Consider the following 24,870-nt stretch of genomic DNA (forward strand, 5'->3'; position numbering starts at 1 on the left):
TTTTTTTGTCGGCGCGGCCGGTGTGGGTAAGAGACAAAGTTAAAAACCCCTTTCCCCGCCCCCCCGGGGCTCCCCCCGAAATGCCCCTCCCCGGGGCCGCGGCGCGTTCCCCCCCCCCTTTTTTTTTTTTCCTTTCCCCCCTCTCCTTTTTTCCCCCCCCAATTTTTTTCTAGATTTTTTCGGGCTTTTTCTCCCCCCCCCCCCCCCCCTATATTTTTGTCAAGTCCTTTTCATGACATACCAGCGTACATTCATGAATGGTGTGACTTTCCCGATATGTCCCAAAAAGAAGGGGCTATTTTGCAACAGTCCCTTTCTCATTATCTCATAAAAGCGAAGCGCGGCCGCCCCGACGGAACGGGACAGCCGCAGCTTCATGGGAATGTAACAGACAGAGCTTGTCAGGATGTTGAGCTTATGCCTTCTCCTGTGCAGCGTTTGCAGCAGCACGCTTGTTGATCTTGCTCTGGTTATAGACAGAGTAGACGATGACCAAGATAGCGACCGTTGCAAAGACCATTGCGATGGGAGAAGTGGTGATGGCGAAGAAGTTGCCGCGCTGGATGTTCATGTAACGCACGAAGTTCTTCTCGCACATGGGTCCCAGAATGAGGGCCAGCAGGATGGGAGAAAGCGGGAACTCGTACTTGTTCATCAGCCAGCCGATGATGCCGAAGGCGACACAGACGCCCACGTCAAAGGCATTCTTGTTGATGGAGAAAGCACCCAGCAGAGAGATGACGAGGATGATGGGGTAGAGCATCTTCTTCTCGACGGAGACGATCTTTGCAAAGAAGCGGACGCCCAGGCAGCCGACCACCAGCATGCAGAGGTTTGCCAGCATCAGAGCTGCGAAGACGCGGTAGACGGTGGGCAGCTCGGTGACGTACATCATGGGGCCGGGGGTGATTCCCTTCATGATGAAGGCACCCAGCAGGATGGCGGTGACGGAGTCGCCGGGGACGCCCAGAGACAGCAGGGGGATCATAGCGCCGCCGGAGCAGCCGTTGTTGGCGGACTCGGTAGCAGCAACGCCGTTGGGGATGCCGGTGCCGTACAGCTCGGGGTGCTTGCTGGCGGACTTGCTGGCGCCGTAGGAGACGAAGACGGCGATGTCACCGCCTGCGCCGGGGATGGCGCCGATGAAGGTGCCGATGAGGCCGCCGGAGAGGATGTTGGGCCAGATCTTCTTGATGGTCTTCCAATCGGGCAGGACGTTGGTGATCTTCTCGTTGGACTTCTGCTCATGCTCTTCGCCGCGGATGATGCGCTCAACGCCGGCGATGACTTCAGAGACAGCGAACAGACCGATCAGAGTGGGGATGAACTGGAAGCCATCCAGCAGGCCGGTCTGCTTGGTGGTGATGAAGCGGGGGATGCCGTTGGTGGGGTCGAGGCCGACGGTGCAGAGCAGCATACCGAAGAAGGCGCTGATGAGGCCCTTGGCCACAGACTTACCGGAAATTGCGACGATGACAGACAGACCGAAGACGGCCAGCATGAACATCTCGCCGGGGCCGAAGTTCATGGCCATGTCAGCGACCAGCGGAGACAGGAAGGTCATGACCAGTGCGCCGATGACGCCGCCGCAGAAGGACGAGAACATGGCAACGGACAGTGCCTTGCCGGCCTGACCTTTCTTACACATGGGGTAGCCGTCCAGCAGGGTGGCGGCTGCGGCGGGCGTACCGGGGGCGTGGATGAGGATAGCGGAAATGGAACCGCCGTACATACCGCCGCAGTAGATGCCCAGCAGCAGGCCGATGGACGGGATGAGGTCCATGCCGAAGGAGAAGGGGATGAGCAGCGCCACGCCCATGGTGGCGGTCATGCCCGGGATAGCGCCCAGCAGAACGCCGCCCAGTGCGCCGATGAAGGTCATCAGAAGGACCTCGGGGTTGGACCAGACAGTCGCATAGCTGGAAAGAAGCAGACTAAAATCCATAACTGTGCTCCCTCCTTATATCATGTCCACGAGGGTGCGCAGGAAGTTCAGCGGACCCAGCGGAATATTGACGGTAAGCACCTTGTAGAACACCAGCCACATCAGCAGCGGCACCAGAACGCTCACAAGGACCATCTGCACCCAGTTGCGCTTGCCGATGAGGAACATGATGATCATCGAGAGCACCACAGCGCACAGGATGTAGCCGCAGCTCTTGAACAGAGCAGCGAACAGCACACAGAGGAGCATAACGAGGTAAGCAGCGGCCACGCCCTTATCCTTGAGGGGATTCAGGGTGCCGACTTCGGCAGCAACGGGGTCGGTGGGCTTCATGGTACCCATCAGCTTGAAGATGGACTGGATGAGCAGGACCACCGAGAAGATGAGCATACCCACGATCATGACGCGGGGGAAGGTAGAAGCCTGCACATAGGTGTTGGCCACCTCAGGGAAATTATCGGTCTGGAACCACGCCCAGATGCCGATCGCGAGGAAAATGATGGAGCCTGCCAGATTGGAGAAGGCCATCGTTTTCATTTTGTCTTTGTTCAAAAGGGGTTCCTCCTCTCTATATCTTCTCATAAAAAAGGGCAGGCATGAACTGCCTGCCCCAGCAAATACTCAGAGAGACAAATCAGAGGCCGACAGCGTCCATAGCAGCTGCGACATCGACAGCAGCCTGCTTCAGGTAGTCAGCATAGCCCTGTGCATCCAGATAGGAGATCGCCTGACCGTTGTTGTTCATGAAGGTCACGAAGTCAGGGTCCTCGATGGCAGCGGCGCAGGCCTCTTCCAGACGGGTCATGATGGCATCATCAACGCCCAGAGGAGCGGCCATACCGCGCTGGGTGTAGTAGGTGATGTCGTAGCCCTGCTCCTTACAGGTAGGAACATCGGGGAAGACGGGGTTGCGCTCTTCGTCCATGACGCCCAGGCAGATCAGGTCGCCGGACTCGATGAAGCTGCGGGCTTCGGCCAGAGAGACGGTAACGCCCTGAATGAAGCCGCCGGCTGCGTTCTGGACAGCGGTAGCAGCACCTTCCTGATAGGTAATCATCTGGATGTCGATGCCGGTAGCGCTCATCAGGTAGCCGCCAGCGATGTGCCAGACAGAAGCGTTGGAAGAACCGCCCATCTGCACCTCACCGGGGTGAGCCTTGCAGTAATCAATGAAACCGGGCAGGTCGGTGATGCCGTTGTCAGCAGCCCACTTTGCGCCGACGGTGATGGCAGCTGCGTCGGTGTTGACGCGGCACAGGGGAGCGTAATTCTCCCAGGTCAGTTCACTGGTGCCCAGCTTCTTGTAGGTAGCCAGCTCGAAGGTGATCATACCGATGGTGTAGCCGTCGGTGTTGGCGTCTGCGATTGCCTGATGGCCCAGGATGCCGCCGCCGCCAGTCTGGTTATCGACGGTCAGGGTGACGCCCAGGTTCTTGCCCATAGCCTCGCAGAATGCGCGCAGGCAGGAGTCCGTGCCGCCGCCTGCAGACCAGGGGCAGATGACGGAAATACCCTTGGTGGGGTAATCGGTGGACTTGCCGCCGGCAGCGGCGCTGGCAGCAGTGGAAGCTGCGGTAGAGGTGGCAGTGCTGCTGGAAGAACCGCCGCAGGCGGTCAGGACGCCAGCTGCACCCACAGCAGCAGAAGCTGCGAGGAAGTCACGACGAGAGATCTTTTTCATTTCTTGTTACCTCCGATTCACGTTGCGTTTATCCGTATTATGGCAGCGCCATGCTTTGCTCACAGCGCCATTCCTTCCGTATACGGGTCGCCTTTGGATATTATGATAGCGCATATTTTCTCATCCCGCAATTAGATTCAAGCACAAATTTTTCAGGCAATGTTTGTACAAAGTGACCCGTTTGATTAGTTTTTGAAGCCTTCTGCAAGCCTTCCTTTCGATTCTTAGCTCGTGTATCCAAAATTCTTTGCTGATGTATTTTTGATGCATACAGTCATTCTGAAATTCCATCTGTTCATCGTCCGGATTTCATTGTATAATGATATTGTATAAAAATGTCGTAATATTATAAAGATACAGCAGCCAGCCGCCCGCGCGGCCCATTCGGAGGCGATGTTTTCATGCTTTACCGCATCTGGTCCCTTCTCAAGGAAGCGTATCATTACGAAAAGCATCTGGTCATGTTCGCAAACCCGGCCCTTATCGTCATGGGCCTGTTGCGGTCAAGGCCGTGGTGGAGCTGCTGGAAAGCGGAGAGATAGCGGTGCTGTCCCGCATCCTCGCTGTGGCCGACTTCACCGACCGCCACCGCCGCCGGGGCGAGACGGACGCCCAAATCGCTGCGGCCCTCCGCGAGTGTGCCGGACATGCGTTCGACCCACCGTGCGTGGAAGTCATGTGCGGAATGCTCACTGAAAGGATGTAAGAAGGAGGATGCTCCATGCCGGACGAAAAGATGAAATATCCACTGCTGGAATTCGAGTACGATAAATCGATCTATGAGGCAGCGCTGCAGCTGAACCCTCACCCAGCGTTCATGGATACCATCCCGCCAAGCTCCGAGGACTATATGCACGACGAGTTCGGATTTTATGACGACGATGACACGAACGCCCTAGCCCACACCGTGTATGTTCTAAAAGAACTCGAAGCAATCACATCGTCCCAGCGCTTTTCCCGTGACCATGCGACCCTGTTGTGGGAGCTTAGTGAGGATTTTTCCCATTACTGCTTCTGCGTCAAATACGGCTCCGGAAGCAAGGAAACGCTCTTTGCTTTTATGGAGGCCATGCTTTTTTACGGCTGTGACAAGCGGGTGTACGACGAAGTCGTCGAATGGAATCGGGCCGCCAACGAGGGCGAATACCCTTCCGAAGACCAGATCTTCAATTTCGATGCGCTCTACATCAAAATGGGCGATCGCTTTCTTTTTCTTGACAACAATATTTCTGCTGCGCTCAAATTTTACAGTCTGCCGACCTTAAAATGGCATGTCGATCGTTCTGCGTCCTCTAAGCTCGCCAAGAATTATTCCGTCGAATTCGATCAGGAATACGAAACTCTGGCCGATCTTGCGCGGGGAAACTTTTATATTTCCCCAAGCTACCTCCGTTCTCGCTTTATGCAACTCTACAACAAGATCCTCGTGTTCCCGTCTCGCGTATTCCCGTCCGAAGAAAAGGCCAGCAGCGAGCTTCTTTCCCTCGTTGCTGAATATGCACATCTCGCCCACGATCTGATGGAAAGTTCGTTTGGTCAAAAGCGCATCGTCGCTCTGATGACGATCGTGCTGACGCAGAAGCTTCTCATCACTGAGCTTGCGCGGCTTGCCGACGACCCCGGCCACAGCCGGGCGAAAAAAGATCTTGTCATTCGGAAAGTAGCCCTGCTGAAAGGCACACCCTTCCAACCGCTGGCCAGCGCCGCTCACCAGCTTACCATCGACCCCAACACGCTTTCCTATGACGACTACCTGCAGCTGGTCAAGGCGGCACATCTGTCCGACCTTCTCCTCACGGAGCTGAGCGCAGAGGACAGCTCCCGCCTCATCGCCTACTACACCTCCTCCGAAGTTTTCTCCTATATGCTGCCCGAGAAGTGTACCGGCGAGAAAAAAGACCGTCTGGGCAGGCTGACGGTGATGCATCTCTCCTACATGAACGACCCCAACGAAGGCCAGACCCTCCGCAAAGCTCTGGCAGGCAGGTACGACACCGAGAAAAAGGGGCGCAAACAGCTGAACGTTCCCTATGTCTTCGTCAAATGCTTCAGCCCCCGCATCGATTATCTTCCCATGTGGGAGATGTACGGCGACCACGCCCGTGGCTGCTGCCTTGTGATCAACTGGGTCTTGTCCAAGCTGAACACAAAATATGACGACCCCACGCTGTATCGTGTCTGCTATCTCCGGAAAACGGACGGTCGTTACCGGGCAGACCCCTCGGACAATCAGGGGTTTTCCGACTCCCCGGAAATCGTCCAGAAAGGCTGCACCCGCATCAATGCCCATCTGGACGAGCTGGCCCAGATCGCAGACCGACTCCCCCAGTCGCTTCTCCACTATTTTGACGACATTCTGGACAAGGTCCGCTACCTCTTCAAAGACAGCAGCTACAGCTACGAGCAGGAGCTGCGGGTCATCTACCAGACGAAGGACAATATCCTCCACACTGACGGCGACAAACCGTGGCTTTTCGTCCAGACACCCTTCCCGCTCCAGCTGGATGAGGTCATCCTCGGACCGAGGTTCCAAGACGTCAGCACCCGGGTACCTTACCTGCAGGAGCAGATCGACCAGATGTGTGAAAAAACCGACACCGAAATGCCCCGCATCACCCTCTCCGAGATAGACTATCGTTAAACGCAGAAACAGCCCGCAGGCTGGGCATTCGTCCGCCTGCGGGCTGTTTCTATTTCCTGTGAAATCATACCTTCCCGGCACCCTTGTCCAGTATCTTGTCGAAGCGGGAGAAGAAGGTGATGGCCGTAATGGTCGCTGCCAGAATATCACTGACCGGCTCGGCGAGAAAGACGCCGAAGCATTTGTTGGCCACAAAGTGGGGCAGGATGAAGATGAGGGGGATCAGCAGGATGATCTTCCGCAGACAGGCCAGCAGGAGGCTGACTTTGGCCTGGCCCAGCGCCATAAAGCTCTGCTGGCAGGCGATCTGAACGCCCATGGCGAGGATGCCCGCCATGTAGATGCGCATAGCCCATGTGGTGTATTCGATGAGGGCGGCATCCGAGGTAAAGATGCCCGCCACCACGCCGGGGGCCAGCATCATGAGCAGCCAGAACAGGGTGGTATAACCGAAGCAGAGGGTGAGCTGGAAGCGGAACGCCTCCTTGACGCGGGGCTTTTTGCCTGCGCCGAAGTTGAAGCTCATGACCGGCTGGCCGCCCTGACAGATGCCCTGAATGGGCAGGGTGCAGAGCTGGGAGGCGCTGGTGATCACCGTCATGGCACCCACCGCCACATCACCGCCGTAGCGGGCCAGACTGGAGCTGAAGCTGATGGAGAGCAGGCTCTCGGTGGAGAGCATCACAAAGGTGGAGATGCCCAGCCCCATCACCGGCAGGATGATGTTCCGCTCCACTTTGAGGTTTTCTTTCCGCAGCTTGAGGATGGTCTTGGGGCCGGTGAGGAACTTCAATATCCAGCAGGCACCCACGGCCTGACTGAGCACCGTCGCCACTGCCGCACCCCGGACGCCCCAGCCAAGACCAAAAATCAGGATGGGGTCGAGGATGATGTTGATGACTGCGCCAATGATTGTCGTGAGCATACTGATCTTCGCAAAGCCCTGGGTCGTGATGAAGGGGTTCATGCCCATGACCAGCAGCACGAACACCGAGCCGAGGATGTAGATGCGGCCATAGGCCACCGCATAGGGGAGAGTGGCGTCACTGGCACCGAAGAGCCGCAGCAGGGCGGGCGCACCGGCATAGAAGCCTGCCGTCAGCACCACAGCGAAAAACAGCAGCATGGTAAAGCTGTTGCCGATGATTTTTTCGGCCTCGTCTTTATTGCCCTGTCCCAGAGCGATGGCCGTGCGGGGCGCACCGCCCGCGCCGATGAGCATGGCGAAGGCGTTCAGGAGCATAAGGATCGGCGCAAACAGACCCACGCCCGTCAGCGCCGCCGCACCGATGCCCTCGATGTGGCCGATGTAAATGCGGTCTACGATGTTATAGAGCAGATTGACCACCTGCGCCACCACGGCGGGTATCATCAGCTGCAAAAGCAGGGGCTTGACCGGCCCGCTGCCCATATCCTGTCGATTCTGTGCCATAGGTTCTCCTTTAAGTGCATACTTCAAATTTGAAATAAATATAGCACGCCCCGCTCTGCCTGTCAAGCACAAGGGGAAGGGCTTTTTGTATTTCCAGTTGACGGAAAGGCGGGATTTTGCTATAATAATTAAGCTGTATTGTGAATATGGAGCATTACTCAAGTGGTCGTAAGAGGTCGCACTCGAAATCCAAGTGGATGCTTCGCTAGAGATCTCCATATCACACGAGAGAACGTCGATTTTGATGTCCTGACAGGCTTCAGAACCTGTCTGAACGATGCGTTTTCTAACAATATTCTAACATTAAATTTCTAAGATTCAAGAGGAAATCGGCAATATACAGCTTGCAATTTTCTCTCGAAATACAACGAGGAGTAGTACTCAAGCGGTCGAAGAGGCGTGACTCGAAATCTCGTAGGCCCTGCAAGGGGCGCCAGGGTTCAAATCCCTGCTACTCCGCCAGAGGCGCAGATTCAAACGAATCTGCGCCTTTTTTGCTGCCAAATCTAACGGTGATGCTGTGACAACAATAGCGAAGAGCCTACTTTGAAAGCCCGTTCTCTCCTAAATTCTCTCCAACAGGAACTTTAGCAAGTCGCCTGTTGAATCTGTTGGAAATACTACCGTTTGTTGAGACTGTTGTGGAATGCGACGGTCTTTTTACTTTTTCGTTTCTAACAGCCCGGCAATGACCCCAGCCGACCCTTCCTTGCTCTTGTAATCGAGATGTGCGTAGATGTCAGCGGTGGTAGAAAAGGTGCTGTGCCCCAGCCATTCCTGAACCTGTTTCATGGAAACGCCATTCATCACCATCAGACTGGCACAACTGTGGCGCAGATCGTGGAAGCGGATGCGGGGCAAGCTATACTTCCGAAGCAGCCAGTCGAAGTGCTCCGTCACGAAGTTCGGGCGGATCAGCTTGCCTTCCTGATCGGTGCAGACGAAATCCAGATACTCAGTGCTGTAGCTCTTCTTGAACAGCTTGCGGTAAAGCTGCTGCTTTTCCTTCTGCTTCAGAAGTTCTTCTTCCACAGCCGGGATCAGCGGCAGGGTGCGGCAGCTGGTCTTGGTCTTCATCACATCGCTGACCACAGGAACGTACTTGCCGTTCACCAACTGTTCCGTCACCTTGTGATTGATGGTGATGGACTTGCGCTCAAAGTCGATAGACGACCACTTCAGCCCAAGCACCTCGCTGCGGCGCAGACCGTAGTAGGCTGTAATGAGGATGCACAGGTGCAGGGGGTCATCCTGCGATACTTCCAGCAGCTGCTGGACTTCATCCTTGGAGTAGAAGTTGGGCCGGAAGCTGTTCTTCTTCGGGCGGTCAACTTTCAGCATCGGGTTGGTTTTCAGATAGTCCTTGCGGACGGCATCCTTGAACGCTTTACCGAAGATGGCGTGGTAGTGAATGACCGTGTTAGTGGTGTAGCCCTCCAGCAAGATCTTCTCCTGAAACTCATCCAGCACCTGCGGCGTGACCTCGCACAGCTTCAAGCCCAACGGCTCAAAATACTGCGTGATGCGCCCGGTGATCATCCGATTGTAGCTGATAAAGGTTGCAGGCTGGATGGATGCTTTATGGACTTGCACCCACTCGTTGAGATAGTCCAGAAACAGCATCTCCGACTTGCTGACGGGTTGGAGATGCTGCGGCAAGGGCTTGGCGGTTTTAGCATCTACTTTTTCGTAGGCTCCGCCCCGCCCTGTGGGCAGCTCCCCGGTCTCATCATAGTGGAGCAATACTTCCCGGAGCATGGATTCTGCCTTGCGCTTGTTGCCCCGGACGGTCAAACCTGTGGAGATCCACTTGATCTTCCGCTTGCCGTTGGCATCATAAAGATTGATCACGAAATAGAAACGTCCATTTTTCTCTTGGACAGACCCTGTAGTTTTCATCATAAACCTCCTTTGGGTCAACAGGCGTGCTGTCCGTTGCTGCACCCACAGCATACCACATCCAGCGGCGGATTTCCAGCCGGGAAGGTGCTCTGTCCGGTGAGCAGGAACTCAATCACGCTCAGCTTCGGGATACGGTAGGTGCGGCCGATTTTAAGCGCAAACAGGCGGCGGGAACGGATCAGTTCCCCGACCGTGTGGCGGTTCAGACCAAGCATCTCCGCAGCCTGCTGAAGGCTGACGGCATCGGGGTAGCCGGGAAACATCTGGGAATAGGCATTGTTAAACTTCATAGGCACTCCTTCAGCATAAGTAGTCTAAGGTCAAAAAGTGTGTTACCTGCGGTTATATCCTTTGCAGCAAAGCTGCGGTCAGGTGGCAATGTAAAGAGAGCTGGCAGTAGTTCCAACTCCCCCATCGCAGATAAGTTCAAACCCGTCTGCGTTAATAAGTTAAGGTCTCCCATATTGGTCCTCGACTTCCCTAGGAGTGGGGAATCGTCCGGCGGCGGGCTTGCACCGCACCATTGGCATTTCAGCCACCCCGTCTTCGTTATGACCGGGCTGCGAGTTACAGAAGTACCTTTTGTGAAGTACCGGACGATTGAACTATTCTGTTTTCAAAGGACGGAGTTTTATAGAAAATCTTCGGAATTTAAGGCTTCCGAAAAATTGTCCCTCTACTTACGAGCCATCGAAAACGGCCAAAAAGTAGCCCGAAAAAGAAATTTGTTGAAAAGTTTTTGGAAAATATAGTTGAAGTGGCTGCTTGATTAAAATAACATTGATCCATGGGCGACCGATGGAGGACGGAACTTTGCAACATTGGCAGTGCCTGAAGTTGAAAGTGGTCTTGAAAAAGATGCCCTACACTTGGTAGGCGTCGAGAACGCCTGTTTCATAGCATCGAAGGGGAAATTGTAATTGAATTGTAATTCTTGAAGCTGAATCTCCACTTTTGAAAAAGTCCTCTCACTTGGTAGCCGACGAAAAAGGACAAAAGACAACCATGTTTTTGAGAATTAACAAAAAGGTCACAAACGACCGGCCTTCAAAGAGGAGGTTCTATTATTAACAGAAAAAATGGCCAGAAATGGGGGGTGCTGACGCTGATTTTTTTGCCTTCATTGAAAATTGAAAAACCTCCCTCACTTGGTAGGCATCGAGAAAGGCTCGTTGACAACCTTTATTTTGAAAATTAACAGAAAGTTAACAAAGCAAGATGCGCTGAACAAGAAACAACCGCCGCTCACTCCGGGAAAGAGTGAGTGGCGGTTGCAATATCAAATTTTTGATTCAGAAAATCAGATGCTCGCTAAAATATCTGTCAGTGTGGCGACAAATGCTTCATCCTGCTCCTTCGTCCGCTTTGGGCTCCCCTTGGGGTGCTTTCCGGCACGGAGGAGCTTTTTGTTTTCATAACGCCGTAGCATGAGAGCGTCTATATTATCAGCGGTGTATTCCAGACCATTCTGGTTCAGCACTCGTGCGCACTTGGCAAGACACATGCTGGCCAGCCCGTAGTCCTGCGTCACAACCACATCTCCCGGTTTTACCCGGTTGACGAGAGCAAAATCCACGCTGTCCGCTCCTTTGTCGAACACCAGCGTCTGCGCACCTTCTCGCTCAATCTGGTGAGCTGTGTCGCACAGGATGATGACCGAGATGCCGAACCGCTTTGCAATCTGCAACGTCAGATCGACGACCGGACAACCGTCTGCATCAATCAAAATGGTCATGTGTGTTCCTCCATCGTCCACCGAAAGGCTTTCGCGGTACGCAAATCAGCGTCCTTAAAGTGCCCGCCGCTGTTCCATTCAAGGGTGCAGTCTGCGCCACGCTCTATAAGTCGGCTGTGCAGGGTGCGGATGTGATCCCCCACCGCAGCCATGACAGCATTTTTCGTATGCTCTTCCTTGTCGCCAAGGCTCAGATAAATGTGCTGTGCCTGCATCGGATGCCGCTGTTCAAACTCCATCCAGCCCGGAAACCAAACAGAGGGCGAGGCGGCAGCGATACCGTAGAACAGATCAGTCTGGGTGGATGCCCACAGAGCAAACAACCCGGCCAGCGAGTAGCCGCCCAGAATGATTTTGACGTTTTCCGGGAGATTAAGCTGTTGTTTCAGTGACGGAATGACCTGCTCTGTCAGGAAGCGCAATGTCTTCCCGGCCTTGCCGCCAAACCCTTGCTTTCCCCAAACAGCAGGGGCTTCCCACGGGGAAAGTGCATCGTTCCAGCTTTCCACCGGAATAGCCGCAAACAAAAAGTGGTGCGCACTCTGTGCAATAGCGGTAACCGCACTTTCCATGCTTTGCAGCTCATGTTCACCGGTCATTTGGAGCAGTAGATATTCTGCATGGGCTTCGCCGTAAATGCGGCAAGGTCTGTTCCCGATTTGCATTGTCTGTGCAGTCACTGTGGCGTCCTCCCGAAAAAATTTTGATAAGCCCAGTATAGCAACTGAAAAATCATTTTGCAATTCAAAAGGCGTTCATAGCCGTAGCAAGCAGTGTCTTCGTATATACAAAGACCATTTTTGCGTTGCAAAATGCTTGTTGGGAAATCCCAAACCCTTGAACTACATCCGATGGATGCAGGCTACGCGTTTTTTGCAAAACGCTTTTTTAGGACTCCGCAGGAGTGTGCAACCATCACGAAATCGTGATGATCGAAAGAATTTAGCTGTTGTGTGCACAAAGGCACCGCTTGCTGAGATAATGAAAAAAGCTCCTAAAAATTTTTACGCAATAGGAAAATTCATTATAGCAATGCTATTGCAACACTATAGCGCAGATGCTATACTCAAATAAAGAATTTGCAACTGCGAGGTGAACTACATGGGATTGCCTACAGACATTAGAAACTTGCGGAAAGCGGTACTGTTAAGTCAGGAGTCATTTGCAAAAGAATTGGGAGTGTCCTTCTCAACCGTAAATCGTTGGGAAATGGGAAAGAGCCGACCGAGTTATGCGGCATTAAAGAAGCTTAAGAATTTTTCTGAAAAGCATGGTTTGACGTTTACAATCGAGCTCGAAAACTAAAAGTTGGTTGAGTGGAGGGAAAGCTCATGGCAAAAATCATGGAAATTATCTCCAAAGAGACAGGCGGAAAAAGTTATAACACGGAAAAGTATTCCTATGACACAATTGGTATGCCATCATTTGACTACGATGACGATGGCGAAAAATTTATAAAATGGCAAGTGTCCGGGGAGACGGAAAAGCATAAAACGTATGTTGATTTAACGAATGAAGCGAAAAGACAGATTGGAAAGCGGCCAGTCATCAGCTACTTTTTGGACGGATCGAGGCACACTTATAAGGTGGATGATATTTCATACAATAAAAAGGTTTATCCAGTTATCGCAGGACAAGTTGGTATTGGATGTTGCAAACGTACCGATGGAAGAATGCGACCCGAAAAATTTTACAGACGATTGGTTTTGTCACTTCCAACGGTTAGTAACGCAGATGGCTGGAAGGATGATGTATTTTTTGCAGCTCAAACGAAAAAGCTCAATAAAAGTGAAGAATTGAAGAAGCTAGGGATTGAATTTGCTACGATCCTTCCATATTCTCCGCCTAAGGATCAGAAAAATGGGAAGATGGAGGATTCGGGTATTGCACGAATTCAAGATTATATGATTGAGTCTGAAAAAGAAATGGTCGCTGAGCTGGTGAAAGCTGGAAAGCTAAATCAGGACAATTATCTTTTAAAAGACGGTTCGCTCGAATATAAACCAATGAAATCAGGACGAGAGGATTTAAGGACGCTTCAAAAGATCAAACACAATTATAAGTGGGTTATTGGCGTATCAAAATCTTTCAATCCAGAAAGCATTTTAGACCACACGGGAAAGGCAAATGCAAACTATATCGCAGACTTACCGCTTTTTCATAGAACACCGGTAGCAAGATATGAAAATGCTTCTTACTTAGGCGATGTGAAATTTGGTGTTTGGTACATCAGAATCAGAGACAAAAAGTATACACGGACTCCTTTCGATGGTGTGATCAAGGTCGAGAAAATCATGATGGATGAAGAAAAAGACACTGGAATTGATAGTGAAGAAATCGATTTGATCAGTGCAACCTTAATTAACGAACGAACGCCTACTTGCTATGGAACGGATAAGAGATGGGCTAATCATCTATATCCAGTCTTTCTGACAGAATCCTATGTCAAAAGTCAGTATATGAGTACGGAAATGTTTCTGCATTTGTTTTGAGGAGGAATAAACAATGCCTAGTCCTGTGATCATTGGTCGCATTTTAGCAACAGAAAAAGCACCAACAACGATTGACAACTTTGCTTTTTGGACGAATCCGAGCTTAATATTAAATCCATTTGATATTGTGAAGGTTGAACATGTAAATGGCTCGTTTTCGTATGGCATGATAGAAGATATTTCGCACATAACAGATGCGGCGAGCTTTTTGACTAACTATATTTCGAGCGATTTTGGCGATGTAGAAGTAGAATCTCCGACTTTGCGAGTTGGAATGAACTATGTTCAGGCAAAGGTAGTATGTAATGACAAAAACATTTATATACCGTTGCAAAGCAACTCGAAAGTGTTTTTAGCAACTGCTGAAGAAATCGAATATGCACTTGGCTTGAAAGATATTCGCAATCCGCTGGTTTGTGGCTATTTGGAAATGTATGAAGGCACAAGCGGCAGTGAAAAAGTAACACTGCCTGTTCGGCTCAATTCAAAGTTTATTATTGGACCGGAAGGTGCACATCTGAATATTTCTGGCATTTCTGGATTGGCAGCAAAAACTTCTTATGCAATGTTCTTGATGAAGGCCATTCAGGATACTTACATTAAGAACAAAAGCGAGGACGAATCGGTTGCATTTGTTATGTTCAATGTTAAAGGCCGTGACTTGTTGACGATTGATCAGCCAAACGATTATGATGATGAGGATGATCCGGCAAAAGAAAAGGCTGAAAATGAAGCTCTGTATAAAAAGCTTGGCCTTTCGCCTGAGCCGTTTCATAATGTCCACTATTATTATCCGTATTCTACCGAGGGAAGCTGGAACACATATCTAACTCCCGAAGAAGTTGATGATGCGATAAAAACCAAAAAAGCTAAAAAGTATAAATACATTTATAGAGAAGATCGGAACAATTTGGATCTGATGTTCTCTAATATTGATGATTCGACTCAGACCATGGATGCTATTATCAATTATATCATGGCTGGGCAGGGTAAATTTTCCGGTGCTGATGATTGGCAAGAATTTCTTGAAATAATTCGCGAAAAATGTGCAGCTGGAGCACAATCTGATAGGGAAAAAGAGATTCCTATAGCAAGTTGGCGGAAATTTTATCGTATTGTCAACAAAGCAATCAATGATAAGGCTGCAATTTTTGCCAGAGATATTAATGCAAGCAAAGGCGAAACACGGCTCGGAGATGCCCTAAAATACATCAAAAAGAACGAAGTACATGTTATTGATATTGCCAAGCTTTCAGAAGATAAACAGGCATACGTTTTTGGTGATGCAGTAAGGACGATTTACAACCTGCAATTGGGCGAATATAATGGCGATGAAAATGTTGCACCCCCATCAAGAATTATTATCTTTATCGATGAGCTGAATAAGTACGCTTCTAAAGATTCTCCTAAAAATTCCCCTATTCTCCACCAAATTTTGGATGTTGCAGAGCGTGGACGTTCTTTGGGTGTCGTGCTGTTTGCAGCAGAACAATTTAGAAGTGCCATTCATGATAGGGTAACTGGAAACTGTTCTACACATGCGTATGGACGCACTAACACCATTGAAGTGACAAAGAGCGATTATAAGAGTGTTCCCCCTGTGTATAAGACGATGATGACTCGTTTAAAGCAGGGAGAATATATTGTTCAGAATCCAATTTTCAGATCAATGCTTCATATAAAATTCCCGAAACCGATTTACAAACAGGTGAAATAACGGAAAGGAAGCAACTATGGCAACCATAGGAAAAAACATCCTTGAAAATTTGACAACTGGTATGTATGCGGATTCAAAAGTGATATACCGCGAGTATGTCCAAAATGCATGCGACCAGATAGATAAAGCAGTTGAACTTGGAATCATTGATAGAGAGCAAGCTGAGGTTTTCATTTCAATAAAAGAAGATGAAAGATTTATCTCTGTTGAAGACAACGCTACTGGCGTTAAGGAAGCGGATTTTGTTGCACAGCTGGGTGATATTGCAAACTCTGACAAAAAAGTAGGTGTTGATAAAGGTTTTCGAGGAATAGGACGCCTCTGCGGCTTGGCATATTGTAAGACGCTGGTGTTTTCTACTTCGTACAGGGGCGAAACTAAAGGTTCGAAAATGATATTCGATGCAAAGAAAATGCGTGAAATGCTAAGTTCTCCAGTGAAGTACACCGTAGATGATATTCTGAATGCTATAGTTTCAACAGAAAAATTCCCGGAAGAACAAGAAAAGCATTATTTCAAGGTTGAAATGATTGATATAAACCATGAAAATACGGATTTGTTGGATAAACAGTTGGTTTCTGATTACTTGAGTTTTGTTGCTCCGGTTCCGTATGTGAGTAGTTTTTATCATAGAGATGCTATTTATGAACATGCTGCGAATCTGCATTTCAAAATTGATGAATATAACATCCGAGTAAACGGAGATCCTCTCTTAAAAAGATATAAAAATCGGTTATATGATGCTACTGGCAAGGTATACGATAACATTGTAGATGTCGGCTTCAAAGACTTTGCTGATGCGGATGGAAATCTTCTTGCATGGATGTGGTATGGAATATCACGTTTTGAAAAGGCCATTCCAAAAGCTGCAAATCCTATGTATGGTTTTAGACTCCGTCAGGGAAACATCCAAATTGGTGATAATACAGCTGTTGCTAAATTTTTTAAAGAAGATCGGGGCAATAGCTATTTTGTAGGTGAAATATTTGCGGCATCAAAGAAACTGGTTCCAAACTCACAAAGAAACTACTTTAATGAATCAGTTGAACGAATTGAGTTTGAAACACAGCTGAAACTGTTCTTTTATGACACACTGCATAAATTATACCATGTAGCAAGCGACACAAAGAGCGACTATAAAAAGCTCGAAGCGTACACAGATACTGTATCTAAGTATCAAGAAAAGAGTCGGAAAGGTTTTATTGACGGTTCTGAAAAAGCTCAAATGGAAGCTGAATTAGAGGCTGCAAAAAAGAGGAAAGAAGAAGCCGAGAGAAGACTTGCTCGATTTAAAGAATCTGGCGCAGGAAGCGAAGCGGAACAGCGCGTTCGTAGAGCTATTGAGCAAAAGTATGAAGATCAGAAAACAACGCAGCGGGCCAAAGATGCAGAAAAAGCTGTTTCTAAAGTAACGGCAGGAGGGTCAAAAACAAAGTATTTTACGGATAATCTATCTAAACTGGATAGAAGCAAACGAAAACTAGTGCAACAGATAATGGCGATTATAAGACGTATTGTGTCGAAAGAAGTTGCCGACCAAATTCAGGAAGCAATAGAAAAGGAATTTAGATAAAAATGAACAGAAAAGTGCTTTTGGTAGAGCCTAATTATAAAAACAAGTATCCTCCAATGGGATTGATGAAACTGGCAACATACTATCGAGAATCGGGGGATGACGTAAGGTTCTTCAAAGGCGACCTTTTAGATTTAGCAGCAGATATCGTTGTTGAGGACTTGTTGAACGCACTTACGACTTTGGACGCTGAAACAAACTGGAAAACCGATAAAAAAATTCTAGTAGAGTGTGTCAGAAAAGGAACGATTTCTTTGCTGGATGAACAAGCATATTTCCAAAACAATTCAGATGCCATAGAGTTGGTAAAGAACGCTAGAAGCTCCTATCGAAAGAAAGAATACTTCAAGAACCCACCGTTTGATAAGGTTGGTATAACTACTCTTTTTACATTCTATTGGAATATTACTATTGATACGATAAACTTCGTAAAACAGCTATGCAAAAAGCCCGAAGATGTGATGGTCGGCGGTATCATGTCAACACTTCTGCCTAACGAAGTGTACGAAGCAACAGGAATTCATCCATTCGAAGGACTGTTGAACCATCCTGGAGATATTGATAAAGGCGATACACGCATTATAGATACACTTCCGTTGGATTATTCGATTCTTGAAGAAATCGACTATAAATATCCGGCGAATAATGCGTATTTTGCTTATATGACACGTGGCTGCATCAATCATTGCGCATTTTGTGCAGTTCCTAAACTAGAGCCACACTATTGTGATTATATTGGACTTAAAGAGCAAATAGAACGGGCAAGAGACCGATTTGGAGAGCAACGTGATTTGCTTTTGCTGGACAATAATGTGCTGGCATCCAAATGCTATGATAGAATTATCGATGAGATTAAAGCGTGCGGATTTCAAAAAGGTGCAACTTATATGCCGCCTGATCAGTACGAAATTGCTATCCAAAATTTAAAGGATGGCTACAATGATCGTGCCTATGTAAGAAAGTGCATAAGGCTATATAAAGAATTGACGGAGAAACTCCCGTTGGAAGAAAAAACGGAGTTATATCTTCGTTTAGAACAAGCAGCATGTTTGCATTATGAAACTGCGACAAAAGAAGAGATTTTAAAACTTGATGAATTTGTTGCGCCATTATTCAAGAAACATTTTAAACATACAAAAAAGGTAAAACGCATTGTTGATTTTAACCAAGGGATTGACGCAAGACTGATAAATGATCAGAATATGGCAAAATTGGCTGAAATCAATATTTCGCCTCTTAGAATTGCTTTTGACCATTGGGAGCAAAAGGACATCTACGAAAAAGCGGTTCGTACCGCAGTAGCACATGGCATTACAAATCTATCGAACTATATGCTATATAATTTCAGAGATAAACCAGAACATCTGTATTATCGCATGAAGTTGAATGTTGATCTGTGTGATGAATTAGGGGCAAACATCTATTCTTTCCCGATGAAATACCATCCTATCAATGATCCGGATTTCTTTATGAACCGAGATTATATAGGCGAACATTGGAACCGAAAATTCATTCGAGCAATTCAGGCTGTACTGAATTCGACCAAGGGTAAAGTCGGCAAAGGGAAGCATTTCTTTGAGGAAGCATTTGGTGCGGATGAGCATCGATTCTGGACAATTCTCTGGATGCCTGAAACCTTTATAATTTATCGTTTTATGTTCAAGGAAAATCTCGCAAAGGAATGGGAAGAAAAGTTTTGGAGTCTGCCTACTGAGGAACTTGAAAAAGTGAAATCTGTTGTGGCAGTAAACAAGTTCAAGGATTTGGATTTCTCAAAATATTCAAAAGAAGCAAGAGACGTCCTTCAATATTATATGGTTACACGCGATGAGGCTGAGCAAATGCTGAAGGAAAAGAATAGCTGAAATTATGCCATTGAATAAAACTCTCCGCAAGTGCGGCGGTGCGTTATCTGGGAGCGCAGAACTAATTGATACGAAGAGTTTTCCGAGTGGAGAGAAGCCTCCGATTGCAAAATAACAGATACTGAACTTAAATAAAAAAGCCCACCGGCTGGATATAAAATCTGGCCTGTGGGCTTTGCTCTATTTTCAAATTGATGTCGTTTAAATCTTGGAGTTCAAATACTCCACCAGTTCCCAAACCGTTGTCAACGGATTGCTCTGCCGCGAAATCGGTTCAATGCCATGATTCTGAATCTGATTGGCACGAGCTTTCGCTCGCTGAATTGCAGTTGCCTGCAAAGGCTTCAAACCGTCAAAGTAATCCTTGTTTTTCTCATAATCAGGAAGTCTGCCCGGCTGTTTCAGCAGGCGAATCAATGACTGACAATCTTCAACCTCTGCCTGTTGATTTACAAAGTGCAGTAGGAACCACAACTCGAAAGACGGGTTAGAATAGGCCAAATGATAGCCTTCCTTTTGAGCGGACTGTTTGGCACGCAGAAGAACTTCGTTGGAGTTATCGTCACGGTCAAACACACACCATATGGAATCGCCATCTTCCGGGTAGTATGGATTATTACCCATCGTTGCCTTGGCTTTCTGCACAAGCCTGTCAGCGGACTTATACTGCGAAGAAATCGGGATAATGTCAATATTGCATCCTCGACTGCGGAAACGCTTAAAATAACGAATCTCCGTTTCGCTGCCTTCGCAGATGAGGTATACGACAGGATTTCGCTTTCTGGTTCGGGCAGGTTTGCGGCTGAGTTCTTTTATTCTGCCCATGCTGCATCCCCTCCAATGAACGGAATCGCTCCATACCGGCCTTGCAGATACCCTTTGGAGATATTCTCACCTTTCCGGGGAGAAAACTCGGTCAGAGCATAAACATCGGTCTGCATGGTCTTTTCGTTCTTCTCTGCAAACCAAATCTGATCGCGCCGCAGCAATGTCAGGTCGAGAAGTCCGGTATCGTGCGTGGTGAAGATGAGTTGTGCATGGTTTGTATTGATGGCGGCATCCTGCACCATCTCGATCAGATGCCTTGTCAGCAGCGGGTGCATACTGGATTCGATCTCGTCTACTACCAAAACAGACCCGGATTCCAAAGCGGCAAGCCACATACCGATGCGAGAGAAGAAACGCTGTGTCCCAACGGATTCCTGCCCCAACGGGAGCCAGAAACCCTTAGAAGTGCCATCTTCGGCATCGAGGGTGTGCAGTGCGGAAATGATAGGCTCTTCTTTGGAGCCAGTGATGCGGATGTCCTTGATACCGAGGTCTGCATACAGCATTTCATGCAGGATACGGCTCTTTTCAGAGCCGCCTTGCCGGATGGCAGACAAAGTTGCGTCCAGTCGCATTTCCGTTCCCATAAAGCCTGTCAGTTTTTCAAAGAACCACAGATATGCCTTTTCAGTCTGGGGGCAGTTCCACTCGTTCGAGCTGGACAGATAAAGGCGGTTTTCAGCAGTTCGTCCAGCAAGCGTGAACTGCTCTTGAATATTCTCGCGGAACTGATAGCCATTGTTTTCTCTTGAAAAAATCAAGGCTTCCCGGCCATTCGGCCAGTGATAGAGATATTCGGTCAGGACTTTGGACTTGTCAAACGAGAACCCATAGGCATACTTGATGCCGCCATAAAAATAGATGGCTTCAAAGCTGGTCGGCTGTGTGGGCTGGTCAGTGAAAGCAAACGGCTCCTGCGGAAGGGACTCGCCCTTCAGCAGCTTGGCATATCGGCCACAGACCATTTCCCGCATGAGCAGGAGGGCATGGAGAACATTGCTCTTTCCGGCTGCATTTGCGCCGTACAGTGCCAGCACAGGTACAAGCTGTTTCTTCTCGTCCGGCGAAATCAGGCAATCAGACAGACTTTTATCCGTAGATGCTTTCAAGCTGATAATAGCCGTGTCCTTGATGGAGCGGTGGTTGGTGACTGAAAATTGAAGCAGCATCGCGATTCCTCCCAGATGATTTTCTGAATCCAGTGTACTCTATTCTGGGCAGAAAGTCAAATTTTGATTTTGAAATTTGCAAATATTCCGCAAAAATCAAGAATAAAATCTAAAATATCGGCTTTTGATACCGTTCAGATGCTATCAGGAATCATTCTGCATACACGACTTCCCTCACCACCACCTCCTCCGCCTGCGCTTTCAGCCCGTTCATGTGCGCCACCCAGAGAAGCTGTGCGTGCGCTTTGTCTGGCGCAGGGTAGTTGTCTAACAGAGCGTTCATCGTGCGTTCCAGCCACGCGCAGGCCGTTTTCTGGGCATCCTGCAAATGCGGCCAGAGCGTACCGTTCAGCAACATCCGGTTGTACAGCACAGGACGCTGAGTTTTGAGATAGGCCAGCCGCATCCGGCCATACTTGCCCAGCGGTTCGGAATCATCGGTCTGCGGCAGGGTGAGCAGGGGCAGCTGATACTCCCCAACCTGTGCGTAATGGATCTCGGTGCGGACGGCGTTCGTGTTCTTCATGGAAATTCTCCTTTGCATTTTCAACGTGTGTTGTGGTCTTTGTGGAAAACAGCACTTACTTCTTCCGATTCTGTGCGGTCAGCCAGTTGCCCTGCGCCTGATAGTAGTGCTCCATCGTGGTGGGTGCGTTCAGGATGGTGGTGCGCAGATAGGCCATGATGTTCTTGATGGGCTGGGTGGTGTTGGACATCACATCGAAGATGTACTCAACGTGCTGGCTGGTCAGCTTGTCCAGCCGCAGCCGAATGGCTTTAGTGGTCTGCGGCTGCTTGCCGACGTACTGAGTCTGTCGTGGACAGCAGTACATCTCCACAATGTTGTCCAGCAGTTCCTCCAGCTTGTCGGGGTCGTACCGCTGGGCAAGGGTGTCGATCTCCAGCCGTTCCCGGAACTCCTCCCGTACCTGTGCTTCCATCTGGTCAAAATCTGCGGATTCGTCTGTCTGCCCTGATAGATTAGTACTTTGTCTTTTAGTATTTTGTTTATTAGTATTTTGTTGTGTTGGATTCTCCAACGTTGGAAAACCCGACATTGGATTTTCCGATGATGGTGAATTTGGCACTGGAGCAGGGCGTTTTTCAATCCGTTCTTTCTGCGGCAGTTCAAAGACTTCATAGTTGTAGTCAATAATGCGGCCACGGGCATCACGGACTTTGCTCCGACACAGATACCCGCCATCTTCCAGTTCGTGAACCGCACTTCTCACACTGTCGATGCCATCCCTGCACCCGGTTGTCAGCCCTTTAAGGCTGTAATCCCAATCGTCCGGCAGGGAGAGCATATAGGACAGCAGTCCCTTGGCTTTCAGGGACAGCCTCTTATCCTGCAGGTGGTGGTTGCTCATAACGGTATAGTTGACGTTTTTATTGACGCGGAATGTTGACATGGCAGCTTCCCTTTCAGCCCAATGCGGGCAAGAGAAAACGCAGCATCTCCCGGCTTTCGGGAAACGCTGCGTTCAGACAGGGAAGCCTGCTGTGAGCTGGCACAGCAACGGCAGCACTGCATATTTCTAACGGACATCTAACACAACTACACCTGAAATGCAGCCGCTGACGGCCTGTGTGAAAAAGGCTTTTTCTAACGTCATTTCGCAAAAAGCGGCTGATTTTTGCCTGCAAATTGCGGTGTGACGTGCCTTTTTGGAGGTTACAAGAATGCCCTCAGCTGCCAATGACAGCCGCGAGGGACCAGCTTCATCCAACAATTTCAAAGACTCGAAATCGTTTTGTCCTTAATCGGGCACGTGGGTTCGAATCCCACCATCTCCGCCAACAAAAGGCATCAGCTCAGGCTGGTGCCTTTTTTGCGGCTAGATGGTGCGGATGAGAACAGGGCGGCGATTTTCGATGTGCAGCACAAATCCATCAGCCTCCCAAAAGTGCCCATCCAACAGAACTTCGCCCTGAAATGTAATCCGGCGGAGCTTCTGTGCGGCCTCGGTCACCTCAACGGTGCAAAAGCGCTGCAAGTAGCTGCAAATAGCGGCGGCGTGGGAGACGACAAGGGCGTTCTGCCCCTCCGGGAGCGAATCCAGCAGTTCGTGGATGCAGTCTGCCATCCGGGCGCTGACCTCACGGAAGGACTCACCGTCCGGATTTTTGAAGTCCGGGTCTTCGTATTGGCGTTTCCAGAACGAAGCGTCCTGCCCGGTCGTGTCGCCGGTGCGGCGCTCGGCAAGGCGGGTGTCCTGCCGGACAGGAAGCCCCAGCAGCTGTGCGGTCTGGAGCGCACGCAGCGAAGGGGACGACCAGACGAGCGAGACCGTGCGGAAAGCGTCATTTTGAAAGACTGCGGCGGCCCGCTGAAGACCTTCGGCAGAAAGGCCGGGGTCGGGGCTGGAACCGCCGCGCTCCGGGATGGAATGGCGCAGGAGAAGAAGGGTTGTCATGAAAGCCTCCGATTAAAAAAGTGACTTCAGTATAGCAGATTCGGGAAAGCAGATGCAAGAAAACGAGCCGAAAGAACGACGGGGCCGATTCACTCCCCCTCAAAACGCAACCAAATTGCAAAAAATGTTACAATTTTCTCATGAAAAAAGAAGGCTGAATTTCTCCAGCCTTCAAAAAGCATGTATCAATGGTTGTAATTCAGGATCTTCTCAAGCGTATCCGCAAACTTGGCATCCTGCTCCTTTGTCCGTTTTAGGCTCCCCTTGGGGTGCTTTCCGGCACGGAGAAGCTTTTTGTTTTCGTATCGCCGCAGCATAAGAGCGTCTATATTGTCGGCGGTGTATTCCAGACCGTTCTGGTTCAGCACTCGTGCGCACTTGGCAAGACACATACTGGCCAGCCCGCAGTCCTGCGTCACGACCACATCCCCCGGTTTTACCCGGTTGACAAGTGCAAAGTCCACGCTGTCAGCCCCTTTATCGAACACCAGCGTCTGCGCACCTTCCCGCTCGATTTGGTGAGAGACGTCGCACAGGATGATGACTGGAACGCTGAATTGCTTTGCGATCTGCAGCGTCAAATCCACCACCGGGCAGCCGTCTGCATCGATCAAAATATTCATCGGTTTTCCTCCATCGCCCAGCGAAATGCCTTTGCCGTGCGCAAGTCAGCGTCTTTGAAATGCCCGCCGCTGTTCCACTCAAGGGCGCAGTCTGCGCCACGCTCTGTAAGCCGGCTGTGCAGGGTGCGGATGTTATCCCCCACCACAGCCAGCGTTGCATTTCTTGTGCGCTCTTCCCGGTCGCCAAGGCTCAGATAAACGCGCTGTACCTGTATCGGGTGCTGCTGTTCAAACTCCATCCAGCCCGGAAACCACACCGAGGGAGATGCGGCGGCGATACCATAGAACAGATCAGTCTGGGTGGATGCCCACAGCGCAAACAGCCCGGCCAGCGAGTAGCCGCCCAGAATGATTTTGACGTTTTCTGGGAGACGAAACTGCTGCTTCAGCGTGGGAATGACCTGTTCTGTCAGAAAGCGCAGGGTGTCCGCAGCCTTGCCGCCGAACCCTTGCTTTCCCCACACAGCAGGGGCTTCCCACGGAGATAGTGCATCATTCCAGCTTTCCGCTGGGATGGCCGCAAACAGATACTTTCGGTTGCTTTGTGCAATAGCAGCCACTTCGTCATCCATGCTTTGCAGCTCGTGTTCGCCGGTCATTTGGAGCAGCAGGTGTTCTGCATGAGCTTCGCCGTAAATGCGGCAAGGTCGGTTCCTGATTTGCATTGTCTGTGCGCTCATTGCGGCAGCCTCCCAAAAAGATTTTGATAAGTCCAGTATAGCAACTGAAAAATCATTTTGCAATTCAAAAGGCGTTCATCGTTGGTTTATTGCAGTTTCAGCTTACAACAAAAAATGAGATAGGCAACCCCTTTCGGGGAAGTCTATCTCATTTTTTATTTGGAGCCATT

Annotated in this window: 21 protein-coding genes and 1 tRNA gene; 6 read left to right on the top strand and 16 right to left on the bottom strand. The window is 49.6% G+C overall.

Annotated features, from left to right (window positions below):
- Window positions 1–415 precede the first annotated feature (415 nt).
- The 4 genes from F3G95_RS12070 to F3G95_RS12085 form a co-directional block, all read right to left on the bottom strand.
- Window positions 416–1,945 carry a tripartite tricarboxylate transporter permease gene (locus tag F3G95_RS12070; protein ID WP_149795151.1) on the bottom strand — a complete coding sequence of 510 codons (1,530 nt, stop codon included), beginning with the start codon at window positions 1,943–1,945 and terminating at the stop codon, window positions 416–418.
- Between the two features lie 15 nt (window positions 1,946–1,960).
- Window positions 1,961–2,497: a tripartite tricarboxylate transporter TctB family protein gene (locus F3G95_RS12075; protein ID WP_188117555.1), complete on the bottom strand. Its 537-nt coding sequence runs from the start codon at window positions 2,495–2,497 to the stop codon at window positions 1,961–1,963.
- An 82-nt stretch (window positions 2,498–2,579) separates the two neighbouring features.
- Window positions 2,580–3,626, bottom strand: coding sequence for a tripartite tricarboxylate transporter substrate binding protein (locus tag F3G95_RS12080; protein ID WP_149795153.1), 1,047 nt, complete (start codon window positions 3,624–3,626; stop codon window positions 2,580–2,582).
- 442 nt (window positions 3,627–4,068) lie between these two features.
- Window positions 4,069–4,275, bottom strand: a complete 207-nt coding sequence (locus tag F3G95_RS12085; protein WP_149795154.1) for a hypothetical protein — start codon at window positions 4,273–4,275, stop codon at window positions 4,069–4,071.
- Between the two features lie 72 nt (window positions 4,276–4,347).
- Here F3G95_RS12085 and F3G95_RS12090 point away from each other — a divergent pair, with 72 nt between their 5' ends.
- Window positions 4,348–6,267, top strand: coding sequence for a DUF2971 domain-containing protein (locus tag F3G95_RS12090; RefSeq protein WP_149795155.1), 1,920 nt, complete (start codon window positions 4,348–4,350; stop codon window positions 6,265–6,267).
- A 64-nt stretch (window positions 6,268–6,331) separates the two neighbouring features.
- On the opposite strand, the gene F3G95_RS12095 is transcribed toward F3G95_RS12090, so the two are convergent.
- Window positions 6,332–7,699 carry an MATE family efflux transporter gene (locus tag F3G95_RS12095; RefSeq protein ID WP_149795156.1) on the bottom strand — a complete coding sequence of 456 codons (1,368 nt, stop codon included), beginning with the start codon at window positions 7,697–7,699 and terminating at the stop codon, window positions 6,332–6,334.
- A gap of 371 nt (window positions 7,700–8,070) precedes the next feature.
- Here F3G95_RS12095 and F3G95_RS12100 point away from each other — a divergent pair.
- Window positions 8,071–8,161 (top strand) — tRNA-Ser (locus tag F3G95_RS12100).
- A gap of 198 nt (window positions 8,162–8,359) precedes the next feature.
- Here the strand turns inward: F3G95_RS12100 and F3G95_RS12105 are convergent.
- The 4 genes from F3G95_RS12105 to F3G95_RS12125 form a co-directional block, all read right to left on the bottom strand.
- Window positions 8,360–9,550 (bottom strand): site-specific integrase, encoded by a 1,191-nt coding sequence (locus F3G95_RS12105; RefSeq protein ID WP_243130382.1) that lies wholly within the window; start codon window positions 9,548–9,550, stop codon window positions 8,360–8,362.
- Window positions 9,551–9,615: 65 nt separating this feature from the next.
- Window positions 9,616–9,891, bottom strand: coding sequence for a helix-turn-helix domain-containing protein (locus F3G95_RS12110; RefSeq protein WP_097773038.1), 276 nt, complete (start codon window positions 9,889–9,891; stop codon window positions 9,616–9,618).
- Between the two features lie 1,010 nt (window positions 9,892–10,901).
- Window positions 10,902–11,336 (bottom strand): DUF188 domain-containing protein, encoded by a 435-nt coding sequence (locus tag F3G95_RS12120; RefSeq protein WP_097773037.1) that lies wholly within the window; start codon window positions 11,334–11,336, stop codon window positions 10,902–10,904.
- Window positions 11,333–12,001, bottom strand: coding sequence for an alpha/beta hydrolase-fold protein (locus F3G95_RS12125; RefSeq protein ID WP_097773120.1), 669 nt, complete (start codon window positions 11,999–12,001; stop codon window positions 11,333–11,335). Before F3G95_RS12125 ends, F3G95_RS12120 begins: the two co-directional genes overlap by 4 nt.
- 666 nt (window positions 12,002–12,667) lie before the next feature.
- Between F3G95_RS12125 and F3G95_RS12135 the strand changes: the two genes are divergently transcribed.
- From F3G95_RS12135 to F3G95_RS12150, 4 genes are read left to right on the top strand one after another with little or no spacing between them, the layout of a single operon-like run.
- Window positions 12,668–13,828 carry a DNA double-strand break repair nuclease NurA gene (locus F3G95_RS12135; RefSeq protein WP_097773035.1) on the top strand — a complete coding sequence of 387 codons (1,161 nt, stop codon included), beginning with the start codon at window positions 12,668–12,670 and terminating at the stop codon, window positions 13,826–13,828.
- A gap of 13 nt (window positions 13,829–13,841) precedes the next feature.
- A complete protein-coding gene (locus tag F3G95_RS12140; protein ID WP_097773034.1) occupies window positions 13,842–15,545 on the top strand; it encodes an ATP-binding protein in 1,704 nt (567 codons plus the stop codon).
- A 16-nt stretch (window positions 15,546–15,561) separates the two neighbouring features.
- Complete coding sequence (locus F3G95_RS12145) at window positions 15,562–17,118, top strand: ATP-binding protein (RefSeq protein ID WP_149795158.1); 1,557 nt, start codon at window positions 15,562–15,564, stop codon at window positions 17,116–17,118.
- Window positions 17,119–17,120: 2 nt separating this feature from the next.
- Window positions 17,121–18,983 carry a hypothetical protein gene (locus tag F3G95_RS12150; RefSeq protein ID WP_097773032.1) on the top strand — a complete coding sequence of 621 codons (1,863 nt, stop codon included), beginning with the start codon at window positions 17,121–17,123 and terminating at the stop codon, window positions 18,981–18,983.
- A gap of 201 nt (window positions 18,984–19,184) precedes the next feature.
- Here the strand turns inward: F3G95_RS12150 and F3G95_RS12155 are convergent, their stop codons facing one another.
- From F3G95_RS12155 to F3G95_RS12185, 7 genes are all read right to left on the bottom strand, one after another.
- The gene (locus F3G95_RS12155; RefSeq protein WP_149795159.1) at window positions 19,185–19,808 is read right to left on the bottom strand and encodes an RloB family protein; all 624 of its coding nucleotides are present in this window, start codon (window positions 19,806–19,808) and stop codon (window positions 19,185–19,187) included.
- Window positions 19,796–20,980, bottom strand: coding sequence for an ATP-binding protein (locus F3G95_RS12160; RefSeq protein ID WP_149795160.1), 1,185 nt, complete (start codon window positions 20,978–20,980; stop codon window positions 19,796–19,798). Before F3G95_RS12160 ends, F3G95_RS12155 begins: the two co-directional genes overlap by 13 nt.
- A 151-nt stretch (window positions 20,981–21,131) precedes the next feature.
- Window positions 21,132–21,506, bottom strand: a complete 375-nt coding sequence (locus F3G95_RS12165; protein WP_243130384.1) for a TnpV protein — start codon at window positions 21,504–21,506, stop codon at window positions 21,132–21,134.
- 55 nt (window positions 21,507–21,561) lie between these two features.
- The gene (locus F3G95_RS12170; RefSeq protein ID WP_117476579.1) at window positions 21,562–21,921 is read right to left on the bottom strand and encodes a DUF6017 domain-containing protein; all 360 of its coding nucleotides are present in this window, start codon (window positions 21,919–21,921) and stop codon (window positions 21,562–21,564) included.
- Window positions 21,922–22,818: 897 nt separating this feature from the next.
- Window positions 22,819–23,397: a histidine phosphatase family protein gene (locus F3G95_RS12175; protein WP_149795162.1), complete on the bottom strand. Its 579-nt coding sequence runs from the start codon at window positions 23,395–23,397 to the stop codon at window positions 22,819–22,821.
- 185 nt (window positions 23,398–23,582) lie between these two features.
- Window positions 23,583–24,020 carry a DUF188 domain-containing protein gene (locus tag F3G95_RS12180; RefSeq protein ID WP_149795163.1) on the bottom strand — a complete coding sequence of 146 codons (438 nt, stop codon included), beginning with the start codon at window positions 24,018–24,020 and terminating at the stop codon, window positions 23,583–23,585.
- Window positions 24,017–24,700: an alpha/beta hydrolase-fold protein gene (locus F3G95_RS12185; RefSeq protein ID WP_347562915.1), complete on the bottom strand. Its 684-nt coding sequence runs from the start codon at window positions 24,698–24,700 to the stop codon at window positions 24,017–24,019. The genes F3G95_RS12180 and F3G95_RS12185 overlap by 4 nt, the downstream gene beginning before the upstream one ends.
- Between the last annotated feature and the right edge of the window lie 170 nt (window positions 24,701–24,870).

Source organism: Faecalibacterium sp. Marseille-P9312 (assembly GCF_902497445.1).
GTDB classification, from domain to species: Bacteria; Bacillota; Clostridia; order Oscillospirales; family Ruminococcaceae; genus Faecalibacterium; species Faecalibacterium longum.

What these genes read in the sequence shown, in the direction of transcription:
- F3G95_RS12085 (WP_149795154.1), bottom strand. Translation starts at nt 4,275, where the DNA reads ATGTCCGGCACACTCGCGGAGGGCCGCAGCGATTTGGGCGTCCGTCTC.
- F3G95_RS12180 (WP_149795163.1), bottom strand. Translation starts at nt 24,020, where the DNA reads ATGAATATTTTGATCGATGCAGACGGCTGCCCGGTGGTGGATTTGACG.
- F3G95_RS12080 (WP_149795153.1), bottom strand. Translation starts at nt 3,626, where the DNA reads ATGAAAAAGATCTCTCGTCGTGACTTCCTCGCAGCTTCTGCTGCTGTG.
- F3G95_RS12175 (WP_149795162.1), bottom strand. Translation starts at nt 23,397, where the DNA reads ATGACAACCCTTCTTCTCCTGCGCCATTCCATCCCGGAGCGCGGCGGT.
- F3G95_RS12120 (WP_097773037.1), bottom strand. Translation starts at nt 11,336, where the DNA reads ATGACCATTTTGATTGATGCAGACGGTTGTCCGGTCGTCGATCTGACG.
- F3G95_RS12095 (WP_149795156.1), bottom strand. Translation starts at nt 7,699, where the DNA reads ATGGCACAGAATCGACAGGATATGGGCAGCGGGCCGGTCAAGCCCCTG.
- F3G95_RS12135 (WP_097773035.1), top strand. Translation starts at nt 12,668, where the DNA reads ATGGCAAAAATCATGGAAATTATCTCCAAAGAGACAGGCGGAAAAAGT.
- F3G95_RS12125 (WP_097773120.1), bottom strand. Translation starts at nt 12,001, where the DNA reads ATGCAAATCGGGAACAGACCTTGCCGCATTTACGGCGAAGCCCATGCA.
- F3G95_RS12145 (WP_149795158.1), top strand. Translation starts at nt 15,562, where the DNA reads ATGGCAACCATAGGAAAAAACATCCTTGAAAATTTGACAACTGGTATG.
- F3G95_RS12185 (WP_347562915.1), bottom strand. Translation starts at nt 24,700, where the DNA reads ATGAGCGCACAGACAATGCAAATCAGGAACCGACCTTGCCGCATTTAC.
- F3G95_RS12150 (WP_097773032.1), top strand. Translation starts at nt 17,121, where the DNA reads ATGAACAGAAAAGTGCTTTTGGTAGAGCCTAATTATAAAAACAAGTAT.
- F3G95_RS12170 (WP_117476579.1), bottom strand. Translation starts at nt 21,921, where the DNA reads ATGGAAGCACAGGTACGGGAGGAGTTCCGGGAACGGCTGGAGATCGAC.
- F3G95_RS12160 (WP_149795160.1), bottom strand. Translation starts at nt 20,980, where the DNA reads ATGCTGCTTCAATTTTCAGTCACCAACCACCGCTCCATCAAGGACACG.
- F3G95_RS12140 (WP_097773034.1), top strand. Translation starts at nt 13,842, where the DNA reads ATGCCTAGTCCTGTGATCATTGGTCGCATTTTAGCAACAGAAAAAGCA.
- F3G95_RS12070 (WP_149795151.1), bottom strand. Translation starts at nt 1,945, where the DNA reads ATGGATTTTAGTCTGCTTCTTTCCAGCTATGCGACTGTCTGGTCCAAC.
- F3G95_RS12090 (WP_149795155.1), top strand. Translation starts at nt 4,348, where the DNA reads ATGCCGGACGAAAAGATGAAATATCCACTGCTGGAATTCGAGTACGAT.
- F3G95_RS12155 (WP_149795159.1), bottom strand. Translation starts at nt 19,808, where the DNA reads ATGGGCAGAATAAAAGAACTCAGCCGCAAACCTGCCCGAACCAGAAAG.
- F3G95_RS12110 (WP_097773038.1), bottom strand. Translation starts at nt 9,891, where the DNA reads ATGAAGTTTAACAATGCCTATTCCCAGATGTTTCCCGGCTACCCCGAT.
- F3G95_RS12165 (WP_243130384.1), bottom strand. Translation starts at nt 21,506, where the DNA reads ATGAAGAACACGAACGCCGTCCGCACCGAGATCCATTACGCACAGGTT.